Here is a 22290-nt window from a genome sequence, read left to right as displayed (position 1 = left end):
GACCCCTTCGGGCGAATTAGCACGCAGGATTAGCGCGTAGGACGTGCACGATGTGGTGCAGCTTTATTAGTCTTGCTGCTGACCGGAGCATCGTTTGCATTGGCGGAATCTGCGGCATCATCGGCATTAGTTGCGACGTCGCTGGCATTATCGCTGCTGAAGATCGACTGCCCCTTGCGGCGCTTGGCGACGAAATCGGCGACGAAGGCACTGGTCGCGTTGAGCAACGGATAAGTGCGAGACTTGGTCAGCCAAGCCGGGCGCTGTTTCGGCCCGCCGTCGATCGTATCATAGACCAACACCAGCAACAGAAAGCCAAGACTGGCGAGAATCAGTCCCTTGAGCGCGCCGAACCCGAATCCCATCGCCCGATCGAGCGGCCCCAGGATCGATTGCTTGGTCCGCCGGCCCATCGCCCGCGCCAGCATCCGCCCGCCGAAATAGGCGATGCCCGCGATCAGCGCGAAAGCGAGGATCGCGGCCCCCGAGCTCGTCCCGACGATCCCGGTCAGCGCCGCGGTCACGGGCGTGTGCAGCGCCTTCAGCGCGAACACCACCAGCACCCAGGCAAGCAGCGACAGCACTTCGGTCACGAACCCGCGCCACCAGCCGAGCACCGCGGCCGCGCCAACGCCCAGAAGGACGGCGATATCTAATCCGGTCAGCCCCATACCCGGCCCGACAGCTAGCCCCGGCCCAGCATATGGTCAACGAGTTGACCGAGCGTGCGGAAACCACTGATCTTGATTCCGCTCTCGCTCTTGGTCGACGCGGGCCCCAGCGCGCGGTCGAACCCCAGCTTGGCCGCCTCCTTCATCCGAAGCGGCGCGTGCGCGACCGGACGGACTTCGCCCGACAGCGCGATCTCCCCGAACGCGACCGCATCGGCCGGCACCGGGCGCTCGCTCAGGGCGGAGATCAACGCCGCCGCGACGGCAAGGTCTGCCGCCGGATCCTGCACGCGATAACCGCCGGCGATGTTGAGATAGACTTCGCACGTCGAGAAACTCAGCCCGCACCGCGCCTCGAGCACCGCGAGGATCATCGCCAGCCGGCCCGAATCCCATCCAACGACCGCGCGCCGCGGCGTCGCGCCCGAGGCGAGCCGGACAACCAGCGCCTGAATCTCGACCAGAACCGGCCGCGTGCCCTCCAGTGCCGGGAAGACCGTCGCGCCGGTCATTCCGTCCTCGCGATGCGTCAGGAACAAGGCCGACGGGTTGGCGACTTCGTTCAGGCCGGACGTCTCCATCGAGAACACGCCGATCTCGTCCGTCCCCCCGAAACGATTCTTGATCGCGCGCAGGATGCGATATTGGTGGCTGCGCTCGCCCTCGAAGCTCAGCACGGTATCGACCATATGTTCGAGCACGCGCGGGCCGGCGATGCTGCCGTCCTTGGTGACATGCCCGACCAGCACTACCGCGCTGCCACGCTCCTTGGCGAAGCGGATCAGTTCCTGCGCCGATGCGCGCACCTGGCTGACCGTACCCGGCGCGCCCTCGATCAGGTCCGAATGCATCGTCTGGATCGAATCGATCACCAGCAATGCCGGCCGCGGCCCCTGCCCCAACGTCGTCAGGATATCGCGAGTAGACGTTGCGGCGCCCAGTTCGACCGGAGCGTCGCCCAGGCCGAGGCGCCTCGCTCGCAACCGCACCTGGTCGGCTGCTTCCTCGCCCGACACATAGACGACGCGCTCGCCCCGCCGCGCCAGACAGGACGCTGCCTGAAGCAGGAGCGTCGACTTCCCGATCCCGGGATCGCCGCCGATCAAGGTCGCCGATCCTTCGACGAACCCGCCACCCAGCGCGCGATCGAGTTCGGCGATCCCCGTCACCAGGCGATCGGGCAGCGTCACTTCGGCGTCGAGCCCGATCAGCGCGATCGCGCGTCCGCCCGATTGCAGATTATGCTTGGCCTGGAACGGCGTGACGTTGCCACCGACCTCCTCGACCAAGGTGTTCCATTCGCTGCAATCGACGCACTGCCCCTGCCACCGGGTCGCGACCGATCCGCAAGCCTGACAGACGTAACGCTTCTGGGGTTTGGCCATCGTCGCGGGACTAGCAGAATGAGAACGATTGGGGAACATTCAAATTCGCATCTTACGTAGATCGACGGAGGCCATGATTGCCTTGCGCGAAAGGCAACGCTGTCAAACCACCGGCAGGAGGTCCGATGTTCGCAATTGAAATAGACCCGGAATGCAAACTCATCACTATCCGCCTGTCCGGCTTGCTGACGGTAGAGGAAGTCGAACGCCTGCTTCACCAGGAACAATCGGCCGTGGTCGCGCTCGGTTACCGCTCCGGTGAGTATCTGTTGCTCGTCGATGCCAGCGGCTGCGTCATCCAATCGCAAGAAGTCATAGCTGCGTTTCAGGCCGCCGTCGCCGCCACGCGGCTTAGCGCCGCTCGCGTCGCGGTGGTGCGCGGGCCTTCCCTCACACTCCTTCAAACCCAACGAATCCTGCGCGTCCGAGAGAATGCGCAGATCGCCGCTACGGAAGTAGAGGCGCGGGCCTGGCTGATGCGGGCCGATTCCTTCAGCCGATCCGCGCCGGTATCGTCAGCCCCTTCTGCACTGCCGGGCGCGCCAGCCCGCGCTCCAGCCACCCAGCGACATTCTTGAACGTGTCGAACTCGACGAGGTCGCGCGCTTCGTAGAAGCCGATCAGGTTCCGCACCCAACCCAAGGTCGCGATGTCCGCGATCGTATACTCGTCTCCCATGATCCAGGTGCGGCCATCCAGCCGTCCGTCGAGCACGCCGAGCAGCCGCTTGCTTTCCGCCACGTAGCGGTCGCGCGGGCGCTTATCCTCATAGTCTTTGCCGGCGAATTTGTTGAAGAAGCCGAGCTGGCCAAACATCGGGCCGACGCCGCCCATCTGCCACATCAGCCAAGCGATCGTTTCCCAGCGCTGGGCAGGATCGGCGGGGATGAACTTGCCGGTCTTGTCGGCGAGATAGAGCAGGATCGCGCCAGTTTCGAACAATCCCATCGGCTTGCCGCCGGGACCATCGGGATCGATGATCGCGGGGATCTTGCCATTGGGATTGAGGCTTTCGAACTCGGCCGACTTCTGATCGTCGGTCGCGAAATCGACCAGATGCGCCTCATAAGGCAGGCCGATTTCCTCAAGCATGATCGTGACCTTGACCCCGTTGGGCGTCGGCAGACCGTAATATTGGAGGACGTTCGGATCGGCCGCGGGCCATTTCCTGGTGATCGGGAAGGACGAAAGATCGGGCACGCGGCACCTCCTGGAACTGACGATTGGCGAGTAGATAGGCAAGTCGCCCGCGCACCGCTATGGGCGAAGGATGCAACCAGGCGATCTTCGTGTCGCGCTGTTCAGCGGTAACTACAATTACACGCGGGACGGCGCCAATCAGGCGCTCAATCTGCTGGTCGGGCATTTGCTCGATCGCGGGGTGCAAGTGCGCGTTTATTCGCCGACCGTCGACGAGCCCGCCTTTCCACCGACCGGCGACCTGGTGAGCGTGCCGGCGATCCCGATGCCAGCCGGTCGCGCGGAGTATAAATTGGCACGCGGCTTACCGAAAAAGGTGCGCGACGACCTGGAGGCGTTCGCCCCCAACCTCGTTCATGTCTCGGCGCCCGAAATCCTCGGCCATCGCGCGGTGACCTGGGCGCGACGGCACAACATCGCCTCGGTCGCCTCTTTCCACACGCGGTTCGAAACCTATCCGCGATACTATCATATCGGCTTTTTGGAGCCGCTGCTGATCAAGATGATGACGCGCTTTTACAACCGCTTCGACGAAGTGGTCGTACCGTCGAACTCGGTCGCCGACCTGATCAAGTCGTGGGGAGTGAAGGCGCCGGTCAGCATCTGGTCGCGCGGGGTCAACCATGACCGCTTCAACCCTGGCCGCCGCGACCTCGCCTGGCGTCGCGCGCTCGGCATCGCCGACGACGAAGTGGCGGTCGGCTTCCTCGGCCGGTTGGTGCATGAAAAGGGGCTCGATATCTTCGCCGACGTGGTGATCGAGCTTAGCCGGCGCGGCATCCGTCACAAGGTGCTGGTGGTCGGCGACGGCCCGGCGCGCGACTGGTTCGCCGATCGCGTGCCCGACGCGGTGTTCGCCGGCTTTCAGAGCGGCGACGATCTCGGCCGCGCGGTGGCGGGGATGGACGTATTCTTCAATCCTTCCGTTACCGAGACCTTCGGTAACGTCACCTCCGAAGCGATGGCGGCGGGCGTTGCGGTGGTCGCCGCGCGCGCGACCGGCGCAGTCGACCTGATCGAAGACGGGGTCAACGGATTCCTGGTCCCGCCGCGCGACGTCAACGCTTATGCCGACGCGATCCAGCGCTTGATCGAGGATGATTCGCTGCGCGCATCGGCGGGCGCATCGGGACATGCCAAGGCGCAGGCCTATGTCTGGGGCCCGGTCAACGAAGTGGTGCTGCAGACCTATTTCGCCGTGATGGCCCGGCGCGGCGGCGCCTGAACACCAGGTTCGAGCCCCAGGTCGCGGCCGATCGCTTCGATATCGGCGCCGGCAGGCACCAGCCGCCAAGTGTCGGGACGACTGGTATCGACCAACGTCACCGCGCCTTTGGGACAGACGCCCAGGCATTTGACCTCGATCAACCCAACCGGCGACTTGCGCCCCTTCTTGAGCCCGAACCGCTTGCGCAGCGCCTTGCCCAGACTGGTCCTGCCCTTGCGCCCGAACCCGCCGTCGAGCTTCTTCGAACATTTCGAGCAGACCAGGATCGCGCCCGACCAGCGGCTCTCCAGCCCCCGACCTAGCGCACCCAGTTCTGGGCTGACTAGCTCGTCGGCCGCCACGCGCGGTTTTCCTCGGCGGCACGCAGGACGTCATAGGCAGCCTGGATCGCCTGGAAGCGCTTCGCCGCTTCCTCGTCCCCCTGGCGCACGTCCGGGTGCCATTCCTTGGCCAGCTTGCGCCATGCGGCGCGAACGGCATCGAAATCGGCGTCCGAGTCGAGTTCGAGCACGTCGAGCGCGCGCATTTCGTCGCGCGATCGGCTGCCGTCACCCGATCCGCCCCATCCATAATGTCGAGCCTCGGCATAACCGTTCGCCGTGCGCGTCTCGGCCGCTTCGCGCTCTGCTGCTTCTTCTGCGGTGAGGCCCTCAAAATAATTCCAGCCGCGATTATACTCGGCGGCATGGTCCTGACAGAAATACCAGCGCTCGGGGCTATTGGGCGATTTGGGCGCAGGGCAATTGCCTGGCTGATCGCACCCATGGCGATCGCACATCCGCACCCGCGTAGCCTCGCGCGTCGAGCCGTAGCTGCCCCAGCGGGGAAAGCCCCAGTTATCGGATCGGGTCGGACGCGCCATGTGCGCGACATAGGCAGACGCGCTGCGGATTGCCACCGGCATGGGTTGGAAATTGAGTCGTTGACGGAAAGTGCAGGAAGCGGTGTGCGAGTAAATCGCACGCCGTCGGTCCTCGCTGTGCGGGGCCGGCCGCGCTCGTGCGAGCGCTTCGCGCTTCGGCGATTAGCTTCCGCTAATCGCCGCGCATGAGCGCCAGAGGGTCTGTAAGCCGGGTTCTGTCCACCGCTTGCGCGGATGGGCGACCATTCCTCTAGGACGACGCTTGCGCGCCGCCTCCAGCAACCAACCCGGGCGACGGGTGGGAACACACCCATATGCCGCCCCTATTCGGTCTTGCTCCCGGTGGGGTTTGCCATGCCGCCGCTGTCACCAGCCGCGCGGTGCGCTCTTGCCGCACCCTTTCACCCTTACCTCCCGGCGAACCGGGTTGGCGGTCTGCTCTCTGTGGCACTTTCCCTGGGGTCACCCCCGGCGGGCGTTACCCGCCACCGTCGTTCCGCGGAGCCCGGACTTTCCTCGGGGATGCAAGCATCCACGCGGCCGCCCGACCCTCTGGCAGGCGCGGCCTAGCGCGCCAATCGGCGAAATGCCAGCCACGTCCAATAAATGCCCGCCGCACGATCTGCTTGCTGCATCGATTCGATCCGCACCTCGCGCTCCAACTGCAAGCCGTTCGCGCTCGCCAGATCGACGGTCGCGGGCACCGATGCCTCATACAGGGTCTGGCTCGGCGCATTCGGCCCCTGTCGAAGCGAGATCAGCACCAGGCCCCCGGCCACCGTCAGATCTGCGATATTCCGCATCGATCGCGCGCGATCGCGATCGTCGAGGTGCTGCCATACAGCGGATAGGAGGGTGACATCGAATCCGCGCGCCGGTGCCGGCGAAATGGCAAGGTCGGGCAGCGTGCCATCGCACCAGTCGATCCGGGCCGCCCCGTGAAGGTTCATCCCGACCTCGCGCAGCGCTGCGACAGGTTCGACCGCGGCCACCTCATATCCCCGCTGGCTGAGCCACGCCGCGTCCCGACCCGTGCCCGCGGCGATATCGACGATGCGCGCGGGCGGCGGCGGAAACAGATCGACGAATGGTCCGAGCAACTTCTCGCTCGATACCGCTTCGGACCGTTCGACGAACGAACCGGTCGTGGCGGCGCCGTACTCGTCGAGCACGCGCTCGATCGATCGCTTACTCATCTCCCTGCGGCTTTGGCAGCAACAACGCCAGCAGCAGGCAGCGGCATTCGCCGTCAATCTCGCCATCGATCAGTTCGGGACGGAAACGGCGCTGGAAAGCGACCACTGCGGCGAGCTTGTCGGTGACTTCATAGCCGAACCGTTCGAGCGCGAGCAGGAAGCCGGCGTCGGTCCACAACGGGTCCATCAGATTCTTGGTCGGGCGCGGCAGCGCGAGGCGCAGGCGCGCCAGCTGGGCCCAGGGGAAAAGCTCGCCCGGATCCTGCTTCCTGGTCGGGGCTATGTCGGAATGACCGACAATATTACCGCGGGTGATCTCGTAGCGATCCTTTATCTCGGCGAGCAGTGGGACCAGCGCTTCGATCTGCGCAGCCGGGAATTCGCGATAGCCGAATTCGTGGCCTGGATTGACCAATTCGATCCCGATCGAGGCCGAATTGACATCAGTGATCCCACGCCAATGCGATTGGCCGGCGTGCCAGGCGCGCTTGTCCTCGGCCACCGGGCGATGGATCGTGCCATCTTCGTCGATCAGATAATGCGCCGACACCTCGGCCGCCGGATCGGTCAGGCGCGCCAGCGCGGCCTCCGCGCTTTGCATGCCGGTATAATGCAGCACGATCATCGAAACCGGCAGCTGCCGCTCGTTGAAATTGGGCGACGGGGTTTCGACGATGCTCACGCTCGCTGGATTGCGGCGAAGCGCGGCGAAAGTAAACCGTCCCGCTGCTTCCGGAATCAAGCAGCCGCGGCGGCGGCCCAGTTCGGCTCGTACAGTCCGCGATAGCGCTGGCTGGGACGGAACGCGTCGGTCTGGCCGATCACGGTCTCGCCGGCGCCAAGCACCAATACCCCATCCGGCCGCAGCACTTGCGCGAGCCTTCCGAGGACCGCGCGACGCATGTCGAGCGAGAAATACAACAGCACGTTGCGGCACAGGATGACATCGAATCGGCCGATCGGCAGCGAGTCGGCGACCAGGTTCATGCGGCGGAACGAGACCATCCGCGTCAGCCCGGGATTGGCGATCCAGTCGCCGTCGACCGAATCGAACCATTGCATCATCCGCCGGATCGGCAGGCCGCGCTGGATTTCGAACTGGGTGTAACGTCCAGCGCGCGCCTTATGCAGCGCCGATTCGGAGACATCGGTGGCCAGAATCTCGGGCATTTGATGATCGAGCTTTTCGGCGAACAGCATCGCCAGGCTGAGCGGCTCCTGCCCGGTCGAGCAGCCCGCCGACCAGATTCGCGGGCGGCGCGTATCGGGGATCGCCGACACCGCCTGTTCAACGATGTCGAACACGGCCGCGTCGCGGAAGAACGAACTCTCCTGGTTGAGCAATTCGTCGACCACGCGGTCGGCGAGCGGGCCGCCGCGGTCCGCCCGGATCGTCTCGGCAAGCTTCTCCAGCGTGTCGTGCCCGGTATCGCGCATCACCGGTTTCAGCGCGGTTTCGATCCGCCAGTTGCGGTTGGCACCCATCTGCTGCCCGGTGCGCGCTTCGAGCAGCGCGATGAATTCCGCGACCGCGCTGGCGGGGCGCGGGTTCAGCATGAAGGCCGCCGACGGCGCGCGATCAATTGCCCGATCTCGTCCGGCGGCAGGATCGCGTCCGCGACTCCACCGGCAACCACGGCGCCGGGCATGCCCCAGACCACCGAGGACGCGCGGTCCTGGACGACGACGCTGCCACCAGCAGCGGACAACTGCCCTGCCCCGATGGCGCCATCGCGGCCCATCCCGCTCAGCATCACCCCGAGCGCGCGCGCGCCATAAACCTCCGCCACCGATTGCAGCATCGGGTCGACCGACGGCAGACAGCCACTGACCGACGCCGCAGTCGATAGACGGATCGCCACGCCATCGCCCATCGAGACGCAGCGCATATGCGCGCGGCCCGGCGCGATCAGGATGCGGCCGGGACGCACGCGGACGCGGTCCTCCGCCACTTCGCATGGACGATTGGCCAGCACCGCGACCTGCGCGGCGAAATAGGGCATGAACGATTCGGGCAGATGCTGGGTGATCAGGATCGGCAAGCGGAAATCGGCGGGGATCGCCCGGAGCAATTGACTGAGCGCGTGGATACCCCCGGTCGAGGCTCCGATCGCGACGATATCATAGTCGTTCCCCGGCGCGCTGGCCGCCGCCGGCGTCCGCGGCGCAACCACCTCATCGGCCTCGACCAGTCGGGCGAGCCGTTCGTTGAGCTGATCGCCGAAGCGCCCGGCAAAAGCGCCGACTTCGGGTTTGACCAGGGTGTCCGCCGCGCCCAGCGCCAAAGCCTGGACCGTCGACGCGGCGCCATCGGCGCACGCCGAAGACACGATGAGCACGCGGGCGCCCTGCCCCGCCGCGATCAGGTCGGGCAAGGCGGTCAGGCCGTCGACCCCCGGCATTTCGATGTCGAGCAGGATCACGTCGACGCGATGCCGCGCCAGGAACGCCAGCGCCGCCTTGGCATCCTGTACCGCGCCGGCCACCAGAAAGCGGCCGCCACCGTCGATCGCGCGCGAGATCACCGCGCGTGCAACGACCGAATCGTCGACGATCAGGACCGAGGGCGGCGCCTCGAAATCGGGAATAGGCTTGCTCGCCACCACGGCACCGGTGCGCTTATGCCAAGCCGACGATTTGGAGCTTCGATTCCAGCGTTTCGCGATCGAACGGCTTCATCACATATTCGTCGGCGCCCGCTTCGATCGCGGCGCGGATATAGGCCATGCCGTTCTCGGTGGTGCAGAATACAACCTTGGGCCGGCTCGATAGCGCCGTGTCGCGGAGCGCCCGCAGGAAATCCATCCCGCTCATCACCGGCATGTTCCAGTCGAGCAGGATCACGTCCGGGACCGACGCCATGCAGCTGTCTAGCGCCTCCTTGCCATCGGCAGCCTCGCTCACCTCGAAATTCAACGTCTCGAGGATATGGCGGGCGACCTTGCGGATCACCTTGGAATCATCGACAACCAAACACGTCTTCATGACCGAAACACCCTGTTACTAGGCCCGTCGAAGGGCATACCCGCCAAACCATGATCACCGGGTTAATTGATTGCGTTTGCGTCGTTTGATGGTCCGTGGACGAGCGCGGTGAGATCGATTGCCAAAATCGGCTCGCCATCGCGCTCGATCGCGCCGCAGCCGGCCTGACGCCACCCGGCATCGAGCCCGATCCCCGACGGCAGCGGCGACGCGACGAACGGCGCGACATCCTCCAGGCTGTCGACCAGCACGGCGTAATGATGCCCGTCGACTACCGTGATGACTGCACGCGATCCGGCAATTGCGAGCTTGGGCAGCCCGAGCGCGGCATGCGTATCGATGACCGTGACCACCCGGCTGCGCAACGCGGCCAGCCCGCGGATGTGCGGCGCGGCGCGCGGCGTCGGGATGACCGCGCCGATATCGACCACCGACTCGACCTGCGCCGAATCGATCGCGACCCCGCGGCCGGCTATATGCGCGATCAGGAAAAGCTGTTCGCTCATGCCACATTCACCCGTTTGGCAACCGCCGCGAGCAAGCCGGCACGGTCATAGCGATAGACGCGATCGTCGCCGCCGGTATCGCGCCGATCGTTGCTGAGTCGAAGCACCCGGCCGTCGCGCGCCGTGGCCGGCGCGGCATCGGTGGTCAGGATCACGGCCGGCTGCTCGTCCGCACTCGCCTTGGTCGACACACGATATCCGGCTTGTTCGAGCACCGGCTTCAGGAAGGTCGCGATCCAGCTGTCGGACTGGCTATCGATCAGGCAGAGCGGCGCACCTGGCCGGACGATATCCAGCGCATCGGGACCAAGCAGCCATTGCGGATCGATCAGTTCGACCTGTTCGTCACCGATCACGACCACGCCCAGGATCGGGCCGGGCTGCGCCGACGGCGAGATGTCGGCCGGAATGGCGACGATGTCGACCGGCTCGGCGATCGCATAGGCGATCTCGGCATCGCCATCCTTGATCCTCAGCACCGCGAGTTCGGCATGTCCTTCGATCTCGCCGAGCGCGGCGAGCGGGACGATCCGATCGTCGACCAGCAACCGCATCCGGCCGCCGCTGAACCGCACGTTGGAAGCATGGATCGTCTCGACGCGGTCGATGATCGCCAGCGGCACCGCGCGGCGGCGGCCGTCGAGATCGTCGAACAGCAGCGCATCGGCCGAGATCGCTTCTGGCTCGATCGCCTCTTCCTCTTCGACCGTCGCATCGCGCGAAAAATTGATCCCGGCCGCCGCGGCAACACCGGCGCAATCGAGCAGCAGCATCGGCGATCCGCTGTCGGGCAAGGTCTGGCCGGCATAGATACCGGTCGCCATCACCGCCGGCGAGGCGGGCTTGATCACCAATTCCTCATGGTCGAGCACCGAATCGACGGCGACCGCGAAACTGCCGCCGCTGGCGCTGATGATCGCCAGCATGTCGGCTGCCATCGGGTCGGTGGCGCGCAGACCCAGCAATGCGGCCAAATCGACCAGCGGCATCCGGCGATCGCGCACCGTCGCCGCCGGTGTATCGCCCAGCAGGTCGACCCGGATCGTGTCGCCGGAGACATGGACGATCTCCTCGATCGCCTGGCGCGTGACCGCGAACCGTTGGCCGGCGATGCCGATGACGATCGCGGGGATGATCGACAATGTCAGCGGCACGTGGATCAGGATCCGCAGTCCGCGGTCCTTGGTGTTGACCAGATCGATTCGCCCGCCGATCTGTTCGATATTGGCACGCACGACGTCCATTCCGACGCCGCGGCCGGAAATGGTGGTGACCTCGTCCTTGGTCGACAGTCCCGGTTCGAAGATCAGGTCGAGCTTGGCGCGGTCGCTCAACATCGACAGATCGCGGCCGCGCGACTGACCGGACGCGGTGAGTTTCTGAACCAGCCGATCAGTATCGATTCCGCGACCGTCGTCGGCCACTTCCAGAATGATCTGATTGCCCGATTGGCGCGCGGAAACGACCAGCCGGCCGACCTCGCGTTTGCCGAGAGCGCGGCGCTCCGCGGAACTTTCGATGCCGTGGTCAATCGAATTGCGGATGATGTGGACGAGCGGATCGCGCATCATCTCGATCATCTCGCGATCCAGTTCGACGTCGGATCCCTCGATCTGGAGCTGCACCGATTTGCCGACCTCGGCCGCGGTGTCGCGCACCATGCGCGGCAAGGCGGAGAACAGCGCGTCGACCTTCTGCATGCGCGTCCGCGTCACGGTGTCGCGCATTTCCGCCACCGTCAGCGACAGGCGGTCAAGCGCGGCCTCGATCGTCGGGTCGACATTCTGGTCGCGCATGCGGCGCGCGAGTTCATTCCGCGCCAGCACCATATCGGACATGCCCGACATCATGCGGTCGAGCAGATCGGTCGACAGCCGCACGCTGCGATTGGCGACGCGTTGGCCGGTGGGGGCCTGTTGCGCTGCCGGGGCGGCCGCTTCGGCGCCGGCATTGAGCGCCGCGATCAGCAATTCCTCGCCGCTATCGTCGAGCGCGGCACCCGCATCGATCGCCTCGACGATCTCGCCGATGCGGTCGACGATTGCCAGCACGGCGGTGACCAACTTCTGGTCAGGGCTGCGCTCGCCCGACCGAACCGCGGCCAGTACGTCCTCCGCGGCGTGACTCAGGCGCGCCAGACGCGGCAGATCGAGAAAGCCGCAGCTTCCTTTCACGGTATGGACGAAACGAAAAATGGCATCGAGCCGCGCGCGGTCCGCCGGGTCGGCTTCCCACGCGACGATCTCGCCCGAGAGCGCGTCGAGCGTCTCGCGCGTTTCGGCAATGAATTCCTGGAGCAGGTCGTCCATGGGTCCCCGAGCTTGATGCGCGGTCCGACCTTGGACGAGCAGTGGTAAAAGAGACGTTTACCCGGCGCGAATTGTCACGCCGAACAGCAACACCGGAGCATCGGGCTCGGAGATCTGTACACTGCCGTCGCCATCGCTGACCAACGAATGGATCAGATAGGCGGCCGCGGCGCGCGGCGTGATGGCCGTATCGCCCTGTTCGCCGAGCAACGTCGTGCGCAATTCCTGGTCGAGCACCAGCCGCGGCCCCTCGGCGCGTACCACGATCTCGATATTGCCCGCATTCTCCTCGGCACCGATATCGAGCTGCCCACCGCGCACCAGCGCATCACCGGCAATCAGCGCCAGGTTGAGCAGCACCTTGGTCGCGGGCTTGGGCAAGGTCGCTTCCTCGACCATCCAGCCGATCGTCAGCTTGGCATTGTCGCCGAACAGTCCTTCGATCGCCGAGCGCGTCTCCCGCGTATCGACCTTTTCGCCGAACCCGCCCGCCGCGCCGAACGCGAGGCGGAAGAATTTGAGCTTGTTGGCCGACGCCCGCGCGCTTTCGTTGAGCAATTCGAGACAGCGCGCCCGCATTTCCGGATCATGCTCGTCAGCGAGCAGTTCGAGCCCGTTATTGAGCGCGCCCACCGGGCTGAGAAGATCGTGACAGAGACGCGAGCATAACAGGCTGGCGAAATCGACCGGGGTCATGGTCATTAGGGACGTTTCTTTCCTATCGTTACCTGCCTTCTGACGTAGCAGAGCGCAGCCCGCAACACCCCTTCCACCACATCGGGCAGGTGTCGTTGTTTACCTGCCCATGAGGTCGATTGGCGGATCACCTCAGTCGAACGCCCGCTTGGTCCGGTTCGATCCGCTTGCCGATCCGCAGATCGAACCTCACTGGGTCGAACCGGCCATGCATTTCGCCATTATCGACAGCGCGCCAGAGCAACGCTCCCTCGCGCCCCGCGATCAACCACAACTTACCATCGGGCGCCGCCATCGCGGCATCGCGTTCTGACGGCGCCGACGGCCCTTTGGGGTGCGTGTGGAAGAAGCCCAAAACTTCCAGCCCCCTTTTTCGGCGGGCATTACGATAAGCAGCGATCAATGCCGCCGGGTCGATCTCGAACGTGGTGAAAGGGTCTGCGGCGACGTTCGCGGTATGGTCGATCCGCGTGACGCGATTGCCTCGACCGAGCAGAATACCACATTTCTCATCGGGCGGGCCGACTTGCCCGTCGATATGCGAGGCGATCCATACCGATCGCAGGACAGTCAGCAGCGCCGCACTTGAAATTTCCACCCTCATTCCTATCTCCCTACACGAATGGTTCCGGGGGTTTCCATCATCGAAGCAGTGGTTTCGGGCGCGGCTAAAGGCTGGCGGCTCGATCGGGCGCTGGCAGATGCCGTGCCAACCCTGTCACGCGAGCGGCTGAAGGCGCTCATCTCGTCGGGCGCGGTCAGCGATCCGTCCGGCGCGCTGATGCGCGACCCGGCCCGCAAGCTCCTGGGCGGAGAAACCTTCACCGTGACGGTTCCCGTCCCCCGCCCCGCGCATAACGAAGCGCAGGACATCCCGCTCGACATCGCGTTCGAGGACGAGCATCTGATCGTGATCGACAAGCCCGCGGGGCTCGTCGTCCACCCCGCCGCCGGCAATTTCGACGGCACGCTGGTCAATGCGCTGCTCCACCATTGCGGCGGCAGCCTGTCGGGAATCGGCGGCGTCGCGCGGCCCGGCATCGTTCATCGCATCGACAAGGACACGTCGGGGCTGATGGTCGCGGCCAAGACCGATCGCGCGCATGAAGGCCTCGCCAAACAATTCGCCGACCATTCGATCGATCGCCGCTATCGCGCGCTGGTTTCGGGTCATCTGATGGCCGCCAGCGGCACCGTCGACGCCCCGCTCGCGCGCAGCCCGCAGAACCGCAAGAAGGTCGCGATCGTCCGAACCGGCAAGCGCGCGGTGACGCATTGGCGCAAGATCAAGAGCTTGCACGAGGCCGATCTGGTCGAGTGCAAGCTCGAGACCGGTCGCACCCATCAGGTGCGCGTGCACATGGCGTCGATCGGCCACCCCTTGATTGGAGACCCGGTTTATGGTAGAACAAAACAGGTTCACAGGAAGGTTCTGGAAACCCTGAATTTCCGCCGCCAGGCATTGCATGCGGCGCATCTCGGGTTCATCCACCCCATCACAAGAAACGCTTTGTCGTTCGATAGCGAAATCCCAGCGGACATGCGGGAACTCTTCGATACACTTAGCGATTGAGTTTTGTTGCAGTGCGGCATGCCGCCTCGTGGAGGGGCAAGCCGGCTGCTAAGGTAAGGGAGACTAGGTCATGGCAAATCGCAGCAACGTCCCCGCGACGATTCCTGCTCTCGGCGGAGAGGCAAGCCTCAACCGCTATCTGGCCGAGATCAAGAAGTTCCCGATCCTGACCCCGGAACAGGAATATATGCTCGCCAAGCGCTTCTCGGAGCATGGCGATACCGAGGCGGCGGCGCAGCTCGTCACTTCGCACCTGCGTCTCGTGGCCAAGATCGCGATGGGCTATCGCGGCTACGGTCTGCCCGTCTCGGAATTGATCAGCGAAGGCAATATCGGCCTGATGCAGGGCGTGAAGAAATTCGAGCCCGATCGCGGCTTCCGCCTCGCCACGTACGCGATGTGGTGGATCCGCGCCTCGATCCAGGAATTCATCCTGCGCTCGTGGAGCCTCGTGAAGATGGGCACCACCGCAGCGCAGAAGAAGCTGTTCTTCAACCTGCGCCGGATGAAGTCGAAGCTCGACGCGTTCGAGGATGGCGATCTCAGCCCCGAGAATGTCGCCAAGATCGCCAAGGATCTCGGCGTCACCGAGGACGAAGTAACCTCGATGAACCGCCGTATGGCGATGGGCGGCGACACCTCGCTCAACGTCTCGATGCGCGAGGACGGCGAAGGTCAGTGGCAGGATTGGCTGCAAGACGATGCGCCGTTGCAGGACTCGGTCGTCGCCGAAGCGCAGGAGGCGGATGTCCGCCACAGCCTGCTGACCGAGGCGATGGACGGCCTTAACGAGCGCGAGCGTCACATCCTGACCGAACGCCGTCTGACCGACGATCCCAAGACGCTCGAGGAATTGAGCCAGGTCTATGGCGTGTCGCGCGAGCGCGTTCGCCAGATCGAGGTGCGCGCGTTCGAGAAGCTGCAGAAGGTGATGATGCGGCTGGCCGGCGAAAAGCGGCTGATCGCGGCGTAGTTCGTCCCACAGCCTGGGCTTCGTTACCGCCATTGCCGGTACGGGGCGCGGGCCGTAAATCGGGCGGATGAGCAGCAAGTTCGTCGTTATCGGAGGAGGCGCCGCCGGCATCGCAGCCGCGCGGCGCCTCCTCGATTCCGGCGGCGACGTGCTGCTGCTCGAGGCGAGCGGGCGGATCGGCGGGCGGGCGCATAGCGTGCGTGTCGGTCGCGAGGCGCTCGACCTCGGCTGTTCCTGGCTGCATTCGGCCGACCGCAATCCCTGGACGCGGATCGCGCTGGCGGAGGGGTTCCAGATCGATCGCACGCCGGCGCATTGGCGCGAACAATGGCGTGATCTCGGTTTTGCGGCGGCCGATCAGGAGGCCTTCCAGGCAGCGTATCAGCAATTCACCGAGCGCGCTTTGACCTATCGTAACGGCCCCGACCGGCCGTTGTCCGATTTCATTCAGCCGGACAATCCGTGGCGCCCGCTGATCGACGCGATTTCGGGTTATGCCAATGGTGCCAATCTCGGCGCCGTCTCGCTCCACGACTGGGCGGCGTACGAAGACGCTGCCGGCGACGACAATTGGCGGTTGGTCGAGGGCTATGGCACGCTGATCGCAGCTTATGGCAAACGCCTGCCCGTCCGGCTCGATTGCCCGGTGTCGATGATCGACCATCGTGGCCCGCGGATGCGGCTCGTGACGCCGCAGGGGCTGGTCGAGGCCGACCGCGTGATCGTCGCGGTGCCGACGCCGATCATCGCCGATGGCGATCTGACGTTCGACCCGCCGATCTCTGCCAAACGCGAGGCCGCCGCCGGGCTCCCGCTCGGGCTGGCCGACAAGATCTTCCTGGGCATTCGCGGCGACGATTATCCGCACAACGCGCACGTGATCGGCAATCCGCACGCTGCATGCAGCGCGAGCTATCAGATCGGCTATCTCGGGCGTCCGGTGGTCGAGGCGTTTTTCGGCGGTGATTGCGCCGAGGCGATCGAGCGGGAAAGCGACGCCGGGGCCGCCGATTTCGCGATCGGCGAGCTCGCGCGCCTGCTTGGCAATGACTGGCGATTGCGGCTCCAGCCGCTCGCGCGGACGCGCTGGCGCGCCGAACGCTTCATTCGCGGCAGCTATTCGCACGCACGGATCGGCGAGGCCGGCCAGCGCCGCCTGCTCGCCCAGCCGCACGACGACCGCATCTTCTTCGCCGGCGAGGCCTGTTCGGCGAGCGATTTCTCGACGGCGCACGGCGCCTACGAAACGGGCATCGCCGCCGCAGAAGAGGCTCTTGCCGCCGACCGTCGACCGCGGATAGTGACGAGCATGCCGTTGATGACGGCGCCCTCGCCTCACCCGACCGACATCGCCACCACGCAGACTGATCCCGACCCCATGCCCGCCAGAGCCAAACCCTGCCGCCCCTTCCTCCGCCGCCTGTTCGGCTGGATCTGGAAAGGCGCGCTCGCCTTCGTCATCGTCAGCGTTTTGTGGGTCGGCATCTACCGCTTCATCAATCCGCCCTTCACCTTCACGATGCTGGGCGATGTGCTGCACGGTCAGTTGATCACCAAGCAATGGATGTCGATCGACCGCATGGACCCCAACATGCCGCGCGCCGCGATCGCCGGGGAGGATGCGCGTTTCTGCCTGCATGATGGGTTCGATTTCGGGGCGCTGCGCCAGGCCTATCAGCGCAACCAGAAAGGGGGCCGCATCCGCGGCGGATCGACGATCAGCCAGCAGACGGCGAAGAACGTCTTCCTGATCCAAAGCGGCGGCTATGTCCGCAAGGGGTTCGAGGCATGGTTCACTTTCCTGATCGAACATCTGTGGGGCAAGCGCCGGATCATGGAAGTCTATCTCAACGTCGCCGAGACCGGGATCGGCACTTATGGTGCCAATGCTGGGTCGATCCGCTATTTCGGCCACGACGCATCGAGCATGTCGCCGACCGAGGCCGGTCGCATCGCCGCGGTCCTGCCGTTGCCCAAGAAGCGCGCCGCGATCGACCCGCGCGGCTTCGTCCGCCGCCATGGCAATGCGCTGGCGAAGTACGTCAATGTGGTGCGGGGCAACGGGCTCGACAGCTGCGTGCGGTAGCCCAGAGAGACTTTCAACGCTTGCCGAGAGGTATGAGGCTCGATCCGGTCACTAATAATGCGTGTCGGGGCTCATCGAGTCAGGGGGCAGAAGCGGTGACGATCCAGGTCGCAGCTCCAAGACCTACCTTGCCGTCGCACTCACGCATTGACAGAGCGGCGCGCACTCGTCGCTCTGCGTCGGACAGCAATGCGGGTGCTCCCCTCAGGATCATTCCGAGCGCGCCGACACGCGTGACCACCTTCAACATCGCCTCGGCGTCACCGCTGGATACGTCCGCATCAAACGCTTGAATGTCGATACCCTCAAAGCCCGCCGAACCAAGGATGCGATCGATCGTCTCGGCATCCTCGAAGCTGAAGGGGGTAGCGTCGACCGCTGCCTTTAGCCCGGCGGCTTCGACCGGAAATAAATCCAGCTCATTCTCGCTCAGCGACCGCCAGCAGACGAAGCCGATCTTGCCGCCCTGTCTGAGCATGCGGCGCATATTGGCGAAGGCCATGATCGGATCGGCGAAAAACATGGTTCCAAACCGGGAGAAAATGGCATCGACACTCTGGTCGGGCAGCACCAGTTTAGCAGCGTCCCCTTGCAGCAACGCCACCTGTGGCAGGTACCCCGTTCTGGCCCGGGCGACCGCTAGAACGCGTGGCCCCAAATCAACGCCGATCACGCGACCGGTAGGGCCGACCCTGTCCATCAACTGCAGGATCGTCTGGCCCGCGCCGCAGCCGATATCCAACACCGTCTGCCCATCCGCCGGCGCCAGTGCGTCTATCGCCGCCATGCCGAGCGGAGACATTTGCAGGTCGATCAGATCGGCCAACTCTGCTCGCGCCTGGTCTCCCACGTACTGCGATGTCGAAAGCGCTGCCACGGCTGATGGTCTGGGTGGAAAATGGAATAGGCGCAACTTGGCTTATGGTGACGTGGATCGCCCGCTGCGCAGGAACGCGCTAATGGCGCCGGCCGTCGCATTTGGCTGTACCTCGGGAAAGAAGTGTCCGCCCGATACAGCGTGCCCGCGCACGTCCTCCGCCCAATGGCGCCATAGGCCCAGCGGGCCGCCGGCATCGTCGTACCAGGCGGCCAATCCGCCCTTGTCGCTCCACAATGCCAGCAAAGGACATCGGATCCGGCGGCCCGTTTCCAGATCGGCACGATCGATTTCCCGATCGATCCCGGACGCGGCTCGATATTCTTCGCAGATCGCATGAACGTGAGCGGAATCGCTGAGCGCCGTGACATAGGCTTCGCGCAACCACGAAGGAAAAGCCTCGGGCGGGGAACCCCATTCGGACAAGGCATTGTCGATAAATGCCTCTGGCGCCGCAAGCAGCAGCCGCTCCGGCAAGGGAGCGGGTTGAGCGAGCAGGGAGAACGGCCAGAAGGCTAGCGCAAGCCGCGCATCGGCCCTTTCCCAAACCTCATAGGTGGGGATGACGTCGAGCACGGCGACGGCGGTCACCCTGTCGGGATGGTCTAGCGCCGCGCGATAAGCGACGCGGCCGCCGCGATCATGGCCGATGATCGCGAAAGTTTCGTGCCCCAGCGCCTTCATCGCCTCGACGAGAATCGATGCGAGCGCTCGCTTGGACATCGCCTCATGATTTTCGCTGTCGACCGGGCAATCGCTGCGCCCATAACCGGGCAGATCGGCCGCTACGACGGTGAAATCACCTGCGAGCAATGGCGCGATGCCGTGCCACATCAGGCTCGTTTCCGGAAAGCCGTGGAGGAGCAGAATCGGGGGGCCGCCCCCGCCTTCGTGGCAGAAGACCATGCCGCGATCGGTCATCACTTCCCGGCTGACGAATCCTTCTATTCCGCTTGGCGTCATGATCGGGAAAACGCGTCTGAGGCGCAGCTGGGTCCGTCGCGGGCAGCCCGCTCCGATCGGCTCAGAACGGCAGTTTGAAGCCCGGCGGCAGCGGCAGGCCTTGCGTCATCTTGGCCATTTCGGCGTTCGATGCCGCATCCGCCTTTGCCCGCGCATCGTTGAACGCCGCGACGATCAAATCCTCGAGCATCTGCTTCTCCGACGGTTGGAGCAGCGACGGATCGATATCGACGCCGATGATGCGGCCCTTGGCCGACGCCTTGACCTTGACCATGCCGCCGCCTGACGCGCCTTCGACCTCGATCTGGTCGAGCCCGTCCTGGGCCTTGGCCAGTTCGGCCTGGACGTTCTGCGCCATCGCCATAATGTCTTCGAGGCTCTTCATCCCAGTGCTTCCTTGTTGATGCGTTCGAGCACCGCGTCGGGGAATGTCTCCAACGCTGCCTTCACGATGGGGGTTTCCATGACCGCGGCGCGTTCGGCCTCTTCTTCGGCCTTGCGGCGTTCGGCGAGTGTCGCCTCGCCCTCGGCGTCCTCGGTCGTCACTTTCCATTTCGCGCCAGTCAGTTCGCCCAGCCGTGCGGCGAGAGTCGTCGGCAAATCGGCGGGCAAGGGCCGCGACGTGCTGAGTACCAGTTCGGGCGCCTCGTAACGCACCACCCGCGCATTGGCGGTCAGATGCGACAGCAGAGCGCCGCCGCCATTGGCCCGGACCAGCGCAACCATCGCGTCGAAGCTTGCGGGCAACGCCTGGACGGTAGCAGGAGCGGATGACGGAGCGGCGCTCGTCGACGGCGGCGCGATGGATGGCGCGGAGCCCGCCGCGATCTGCCGCGCGAGTTCGCCGGGATCGGGCAAGCTGGAGGCATGGACAACGCGGAGCAGCGCCATTTCGCCGGCCTCGATCGGCAGCGCGGCGCGCGCGACTTCCTCATGCCCCTTGAGCATCAATTGCCACAATCGATGGAGCGCCGGGAAGGACAGCAATCGCGCCCAGCCCTGATAGACGTCTCGCTCCTCCGCCGACTGCGCCGGATCGGCATCGCCGCCCAGTTTGGCCAGGGTGACCGCATGCACGGTTTCGAGCAGGCCACGCAGCACCGATTGCGGGTCGACGCCAAGGTCATATTGCCGGCGCAAGGCCGCGAGCGCGCCGGGCGCGTCGCTGTCGAGCAGCAGCGCGAACAGATCGCGAATCGCGGCGCGATCGGACAGCCCGAGCATGGCACGCACGGCTGGCGCGGTCACGCCGCCGCCTTCCATCCCGGCATGCGCGATCGCCTGGTCGAGGATCGACAGGCCGTCGCGCGCCGATCCGTCGGCCGCGCGCGCGATCAGCGCCAATGCCTCGGGCTCCGCTTCCGCGCTCTCCAACTCGACGATGTGCGCGAAATGCGCCGCCAATTTATCCGCCGGAATGCGCCTGAGATCGAATCGCTGGCATCGCGACAGAACCGTCACCGGCACCTTCTGCACCTCCGTCGTCGCCAGCAGAAACTTCACATGCTCAGGGGGTTCTTCCAATGTCTTTAGAAGCGCATTGAATGCGTTCTTCGACAACATATGGACTTCGTCGATGATGTAGATCTTGAACCGCGCGCCGAATGCCGCGAGCCGCGCCGCGTCGATCACCGCGCGCATGTCGTCGACGCCGGTATGACTGGCGGCGTCCATCTCGATCACGTCGATATTGCGACCCTCGGCGATCGACACGCAAGGGTCGCACACGCCGCAGGGATCGATCGTCGGGCCGCCCTGCCCGTCCGGACCGATGCAGTTGAGCGCCTTGGCGATCAGCCGCGCGGTCGAGGTCTTGCCGACCCCCCGCACCCCGGTCAGCAGGAAGGCATGCGCCAGCCGCCCGCGCCGGATCGCGTTGCCTAGCGTCTGGACCATCGCGTCCTGGCCGATCAGCTGATCGAAATTCTGCGGCCGGTACTTGCGCGCAAGCACGCGGTACGCGGTTTCCTTGGGCTGCGGCGGCTCGCCGAGATCGAAAGAGTCGGACATCGACCCTTATCTAGGGTCGGCGAGCCGGATTGTCGAAGCCTGTTACCAGCGGCGGAAGCACACGCGGTGCGGCCGGCCCAAGCGCCACGAGGTGCGGCATGCGAGGCGCGACCCGCGCCAGCGATATGGCCGGCTATAGGCATAACGCGGACCGTAATAACCGCGGCCGCGATAGCCGTAACCGCCGCGATAGCCATAGCCGCGGCCCCGCCAGCCGCGATCGCCACCGCGCCAACCCCGATTGCCGTTGCGCCAGCCATTGTGCCGGCCATGATCGCGATACTGGTCCGCGGTTGCCGTGGTGCCGCAGGGTGCCGCGATCGGCGCGGCGATCGGCGTCGACCGTGTCAGCGACGTTTCGGCCGAAGCCGGGTTAATTGCCGATATGCCGGCAACGGCCAGCAGGACGGCGAACATTCGAGTGATACGCATACAGGACTCCTTGCCTTATGGGTCAGAGGCACTGTCGAAATGCACGAAAGCGCTACTGCGTTCCGTATCGGATTTGAGCGACCTGGTGCGTCGATCTGATCCATTTCGGATGCGATCGCTGCCGATACGCGAGCGGTCTGTTGCGGTCTTGGTAAGCGACCGAGCGTCGCGCCGCTGTGCAGGTGGACAGGCCAATGTTTCAATGGAGGCAGGTGGGAGCCGGAACGACCCGCAACGAAATCGTTACGGCTGCTTCCTTCCGGACCTGACCGGGTTGGCGACGATTGCGTCCGCCCGACTCCCGCCGCGCATATGGCGGGATCGGGCGGCGCTTTCAA

At 65.1% G+C, this 22290-nt stretch carries 24 protein-coding genes, 2 other RNA genes and 1 pseudogene; 6 read left to right on the top strand and 21 right to left on the bottom strand.

Annotation, left to right across the window (positions count from 1 at the left end):
• Positions 1–29 precede the first annotated feature (29 nt).
• Positions 30–671 carry a CvpA family protein gene (locus tag SAS01S_RS14485; RefSeq protein WP_084239032.1) on the bottom strand — a complete coding sequence of 214 codons (642 nt, stop codon included), beginning with the start codon at positions 669–671 and terminating at the stop codon, positions 30–32.
• A gap of 14 nt (positions 672–685) precedes the next feature.
• Positions 686–2056, bottom strand: coding sequence for a DNA repair protein RadA (gene radA, locus SAS01S_RS14480; RefSeq protein WP_066809623.1), 1371 nt, complete (start codon positions 2054–2056; stop codon positions 686–688).
• A gap of 125 nt (positions 2057–2181) precedes the next feature.
• Here radA and SAS01S_RS22595 point away from each other — a divergent pair, with 125 nt between their 5' ends.
• Positions 2182–2634, top strand: coding sequence for a hypothetical protein (locus SAS01S_RS22595; protein ID WP_157082828.1), 453 nt, complete (start codon positions 2182–2184; stop codon positions 2632–2634).
• Here the strand turns inward: SAS01S_RS22595 and SAS01S_RS14475 are convergent.
• Positions 2549–3256 (bottom strand): glutathione binding-like protein, encoded by a 708-nt coding sequence (locus SAS01S_RS14475; protein ID WP_066809617.1) that lies wholly within the window; start codon positions 3254–3256, stop codon positions 2549–2551. The genes SAS01S_RS22595 and SAS01S_RS14475 overlap by 86 nt on opposite strands.
• Before the next feature lie 70 nt (positions 3257–3326).
• On the opposite strand from SAS01S_RS14475, the gene SAS01S_RS14470 reads away from it, so the two are divergent.
• On the top strand, positions 3327–4481 hold the full coding sequence (locus SAS01S_RS14470) for a glycosyltransferase family 4 protein (RefSeq protein WP_066809615.1): 1155 nt from the start codon (positions 3327–3329) through the stop codon (positions 4479–4481).
• Here SAS01S_RS14470 and SAS01S_RS14465 read toward each other — a convergent pair.
• The 12 genes from SAS01S_RS14465 to SAS01S_RS14410 all read right to left on the bottom strand — a co-directional run bounded on the left by SAS01S_RS14465 (position 4445) and on the right by SAS01S_RS14410 (position 13636).
• Positions 4445–4825 carry a hypothetical protein gene (locus SAS01S_RS14465; protein ID WP_066809613.1) on the bottom strand — a complete coding sequence of 127 codons (381 nt, stop codon included), beginning with the start codon at positions 4823–4825 and terminating at the stop codon, positions 4445–4447. The genes SAS01S_RS14470 and SAS01S_RS14465 overlap by 37 nt on opposite strands.
• On the bottom strand, positions 4807–5346 hold the full coding sequence (locus tag SAS01S_RS14460; RefSeq protein WP_066809640.1) for a J domain-containing protein: 540 nt from the start codon (positions 5344–5346) through the stop codon (positions 4807–4809). The genes SAS01S_RS14465 and SAS01S_RS14460 overlap by 19 nt, the downstream gene beginning before the upstream one ends.
• Before the next feature lie 188 nt (positions 5347–5534).
• An RNA gene (gene rnpB, locus SAS01S_RS14455) (RNase P RNA component class A) lies at positions 5535–5902 on the bottom strand.
• 10 nt (positions 5903–5912) lie between these two features.
• Entirely contained in the window at positions 5913–6542 is a 630-nt protein-coding gene (locus SAS01S_RS14450; protein WP_066809611.1) for a class I SAM-dependent methyltransferase, read from the bottom strand.
• Positions 6535–7224, bottom strand: a complete 690-nt coding sequence (locus SAS01S_RS14445; protein ID WP_066809609.1) for an N-acetylmuramoyl-L-alanine amidase — start codon at positions 7222–7224, stop codon at positions 6535–6537. The genes SAS01S_RS14450 and SAS01S_RS14445 overlap by 8 nt, the downstream gene beginning before the upstream one ends.
• A gap of 56 nt (positions 7225–7280) precedes the next feature.
• A complete protein-coding gene (locus SAS01S_RS14440) occupies positions 7281–8099 on the bottom strand; it encodes a CheR family methyltransferase (RefSeq protein ID WP_066809607.1) in 819 nt (272 codons plus the stop codon).
• Positions 8093–9145 (bottom strand): chemotaxis-specific protein-glutamate methyltransferase CheB, encoded by a 1053-nt coding sequence (gene cheB / locus SAS01S_RS14435; protein ID WP_245656913.1) that lies wholly within the window; start codon positions 9143–9145, stop codon positions 8093–8095. Before cheB ends, SAS01S_RS14440 begins: the two co-directional genes overlap by 7 nt.
• Positions 9146–9161: 16 nt before the next feature.
• Positions 9162–9527: a response regulator gene (locus tag SAS01S_RS14430; RefSeq protein ID WP_066589882.1), complete on the bottom strand. Its 366-nt coding sequence runs from the start codon at positions 9525–9527 to the stop codon at positions 9162–9164.
• 62 nt (positions 9528–9589) lie between these two features.
• On the bottom strand, positions 9590–10033 hold the full coding sequence (locus SAS01S_RS14425) for a chemotaxis protein CheW (RefSeq protein ID WP_066809602.1): 444 nt from the start codon (positions 10031–10033) through the stop codon (positions 9590–9592).
• Positions 10030–12342, bottom strand: a complete 2313-nt coding sequence (locus SAS01S_RS14420; protein ID WP_066809600.1) for a chemotaxis protein CheA — start codon at positions 12340–12342, stop codon at positions 10030–10032. The genes SAS01S_RS14425 and SAS01S_RS14420 overlap by 4 nt, the downstream gene beginning before the upstream one ends.
• A gap of 57 nt (positions 12343–12399) precedes the next feature.
• Complete coding sequence (locus SAS01S_RS14415; protein WP_066809598.1) at positions 12400–13044, bottom strand: histidine phosphotransferase family protein; 645 nt, start codon at positions 13042–13044, stop codon at positions 12400–12402.
• A 121-nt stretch (positions 13045–13165) separates the two neighbouring features.
• On the bottom strand, positions 13166–13636 hold the full coding sequence (locus SAS01S_RS14410) for a M67 family metallopeptidase (protein WP_439646843.1): 471 nt from the start codon (positions 13634–13636) through the stop codon (positions 13166–13168).
• A 24-nt stretch (positions 13637–13660) separates the two neighbouring features.
• Between SAS01S_RS14410 and SAS01S_RS14405 the strand changes: the two genes are divergently transcribed.
• The 4 genes and pseudogenes from SAS01S_RS14405 (at position 13661) to mtgA (ending at position 17670) form a co-directional block, all read left to right on the top strand.
• Positions 13661–14611, top strand: coding sequence for an RluA family pseudouridine synthase (locus SAS01S_RS14405; RefSeq protein ID WP_066809597.1), 951 nt, complete (start codon positions 13661–13663; stop codon positions 14609–14611).
• A 70-nt stretch (positions 14612–14681) separates the two neighbouring features.
• The gene (gene rpoH / locus SAS01S_RS14400) at positions 14682–15584 is read left to right on the top strand and encodes an RNA polymerase sigma factor RpoH (protein ID WP_066809596.1); all 903 of its coding nucleotides are present in this window, start codon (positions 14682–14684) and stop codon (positions 15582–15584) included.
• A gap of 67 nt (positions 15585–15651) precedes the next feature.
• A pseudogene (locus tag SAS01S_RS14395) lies at positions 15652–16845 on the top strand (flavin monoamine oxidase family protein); the annotation flags it as partial.
• 117 nt (positions 16846–16962) lie between these two features.
• The gene (mtgA, locus tag SAS01S_RS22235) at positions 16963–17670 is read left to right on the top strand and encodes a monofunctional biosynthetic peptidoglycan transglycosylase (RefSeq protein WP_084239039.1); all 708 of its coding nucleotides are present in this window, start codon (positions 16963–16965) and stop codon (positions 17668–17670) included.
• Positions 17671–17749: 79 nt separating this feature from the next.
• Here mtgA and SAS01S_RS14390 read toward each other — a convergent pair whose 3' ends face one another.
• From SAS01S_RS14390 to ffs, 6 genes are all read right to left on the bottom strand, one after another.
• The gene (locus SAS01S_RS14390) at positions 17750–18496 is read right to left on the bottom strand and encodes a class I SAM-dependent methyltransferase (RefSeq protein ID WP_218016306.1); all 747 of its coding nucleotides are present in this window, start codon (positions 18494–18496) and stop codon (positions 17750–17752) included.
• A gap of 93 nt (positions 18497–18589) precedes the next feature.
• Positions 18590–19468 carry an alpha/beta fold hydrolase gene (locus tag SAS01S_RS14385; protein WP_157082827.1) on the bottom strand — a complete coding sequence of 293 codons (879 nt, stop codon included), beginning with the start codon at positions 19466–19468 and terminating at the stop codon, positions 18590–18592.
• 103 nt (positions 19469–19571) lie between these two features.
• Positions 19572–19895 (bottom strand): YbaB/EbfC family nucleoid-associated protein, encoded by a 324-nt coding sequence (locus SAS01S_RS14380; protein ID WP_066589895.1) that lies wholly within the window; start codon positions 19893–19895, stop codon positions 19572–19574.
• Positions 19892–21520: a DNA polymerase III subunit gamma/tau gene (locus SAS01S_RS14375; protein ID WP_066809592.1), complete on the bottom strand. Its 1629-nt coding sequence runs from the start codon at positions 21518–21520 to the stop codon at positions 19892–19894. Before SAS01S_RS14375 ends, SAS01S_RS14380 begins: the two co-directional genes overlap by 4 nt.
• Positions 21521–21562: 42 nt before the next feature.
• The gene (locus SAS01S_RS22985; protein WP_174544971.1) at positions 21563–21952 is read right to left on the bottom strand and encodes a hypothetical protein; all 390 of its coding nucleotides are present in this window, start codon (positions 21950–21952) and stop codon (positions 21563–21565) included.
• A 208-nt stretch (positions 21953–22160) separates the two neighbouring features.
• An RNA gene (gene ffs, locus SAS01S_RS14365) (signal recognition particle sRNA small type) lies at positions 22161–22258 on the bottom strand.
• Positions 22259–22290 lie beyond the last annotated feature (32 nt).

It is taken from the genome of Sphingomonas asaccharolytica NBRC 15499 (genome assembly GCF_001598355.1).
Lineage (GTDB): Bacteria > Pseudomonadota > Alphaproteobacteria > Sphingomonadales > Sphingomonadaceae > Sphingomonas > Sphingomonas asaccharolytica.
The sequence above is the reverse complement of the archived record's forward strand: the minus strand, read 5'-3'. Positions and strand labels throughout refer to the sequence as shown.

Bases quoted from the DNA above. Each gene is read 5' to 3' on its own strand.
- SAS01S_RS14485 (WP_084239032.1), bottom strand. From the start codon at position 671: ATGGGGCTGACCGGATTAGATATCGCCGTCCTTCTGGGCGTTGGCGCG.
- radA (WP_066809623.1), bottom strand. From the start codon at position 2,056: ATGGCCAAACCCCAGAAGCGTTACGTCTGTCAGGCTTGCGGATCGGTC.
- SAS01S_RS22595 (WP_157082828.1), top strand. From the start codon at position 2,182: ATGTTCGCAATTGAAATAGACCCGGAATGCAAACTCATCACTATCCGC.
- SAS01S_RS14470 (WP_066809615.1), top strand. From the start codon at position 3,327: ATGCAACCAGGCGATCTTCGTGTCGCGCTGTTCAGCGGTAACTACAAT.
- SAS01S_RS14460 (WP_066809640.1), bottom strand. From the start codon at position 5,346: ATGGCGCGTCCGACCCGATCCGATAACTGGGGCTTTCCCCGCTGGGGC.
- SAS01S_RS14450 (WP_066809611.1), bottom strand. From the start codon at position 6,542: ATGAGTAAGCGATCGATCGAGCGCGTGCTCGACGAGTACGGCGCCGCC.
- SAS01S_RS14440 (WP_066809607.1), bottom strand. From the start codon at position 8,099: ATGCTGAACCCGCGCCCCGCCAGCGCGGTCGCGGAATTCATCGCGCTG.
- SAS01S_RS14430 (WP_066589882.1), bottom strand. From the start codon at position 9,527: ATGAAGACGTGTTTGGTTGTCGATGATTCCAAGGTGATCCGCAAGGTC.
- SAS01S_RS14425 (WP_066809602.1), bottom strand. From the start codon at position 10,033: ATGAGCGAACAGCTTTTCCTGATCGCGCATATAGCCGGCCGCGGGGTC.
- SAS01S_RS14420 (WP_066809600.1), bottom strand. From the start codon at position 12,342: ATGGACGACCTGCTCCAGGAATTCATTGCCGAAACGCGCGAGACGCTC.
- SAS01S_RS14415 (WP_066809598.1), bottom strand. From the start codon at position 13,044: ATGACCATGACCCCGGTCGATTTCGCCAGCCTGTTATGCTCGCGTCTC.
- SAS01S_RS14405 (WP_066809597.1), top strand. From the start codon at position 13,661: ATGGTTCCGGGGGTTTCCATCATCGAAGCAGTGGTTTCGGGCGCGGCT.
- rpoH (WP_066809596.1), top strand. From the start codon at position 14,682: ATGGCAAATCGCAGCAACGTCCCCGCGACGATTCCTGCTCTCGGCGGA.
- mtgA (WP_084239039.1), top strand. From the start codon at position 16,963: ATGCCCGCCAGAGCCAAACCCTGCCGCCCCTTCCTCCGCCGCCTGTTC.
- SAS01S_RS14385 (WP_157082827.1), bottom strand. From the start codon at position 19,468: ATGACCGATCGCGGCATGGTCTTCTGCCACGAAGGCGGGGGCGGCCCC.
- SAS01S_RS14380 (WP_066589895.1), bottom strand. From the start codon at position 19,895: ATGAAGAGCCTCGAAGACATTATGGCGATGGCGCAGAACGTCCAGGCC.
- SAS01S_RS14375 (WP_066809592.1), bottom strand. From the start codon at position 21,520: ATGTCCGACTCTTTCGATCTCGGCGAGCCGCCGCAGCCCAAGGAAACC.
- SAS01S_RS22985 (WP_174544971.1), bottom strand. From the start codon at position 21,952: ATGCGTATCACTCGAATGTTCGCCGTCCTGCTGGCCGTTGCCGGCATA.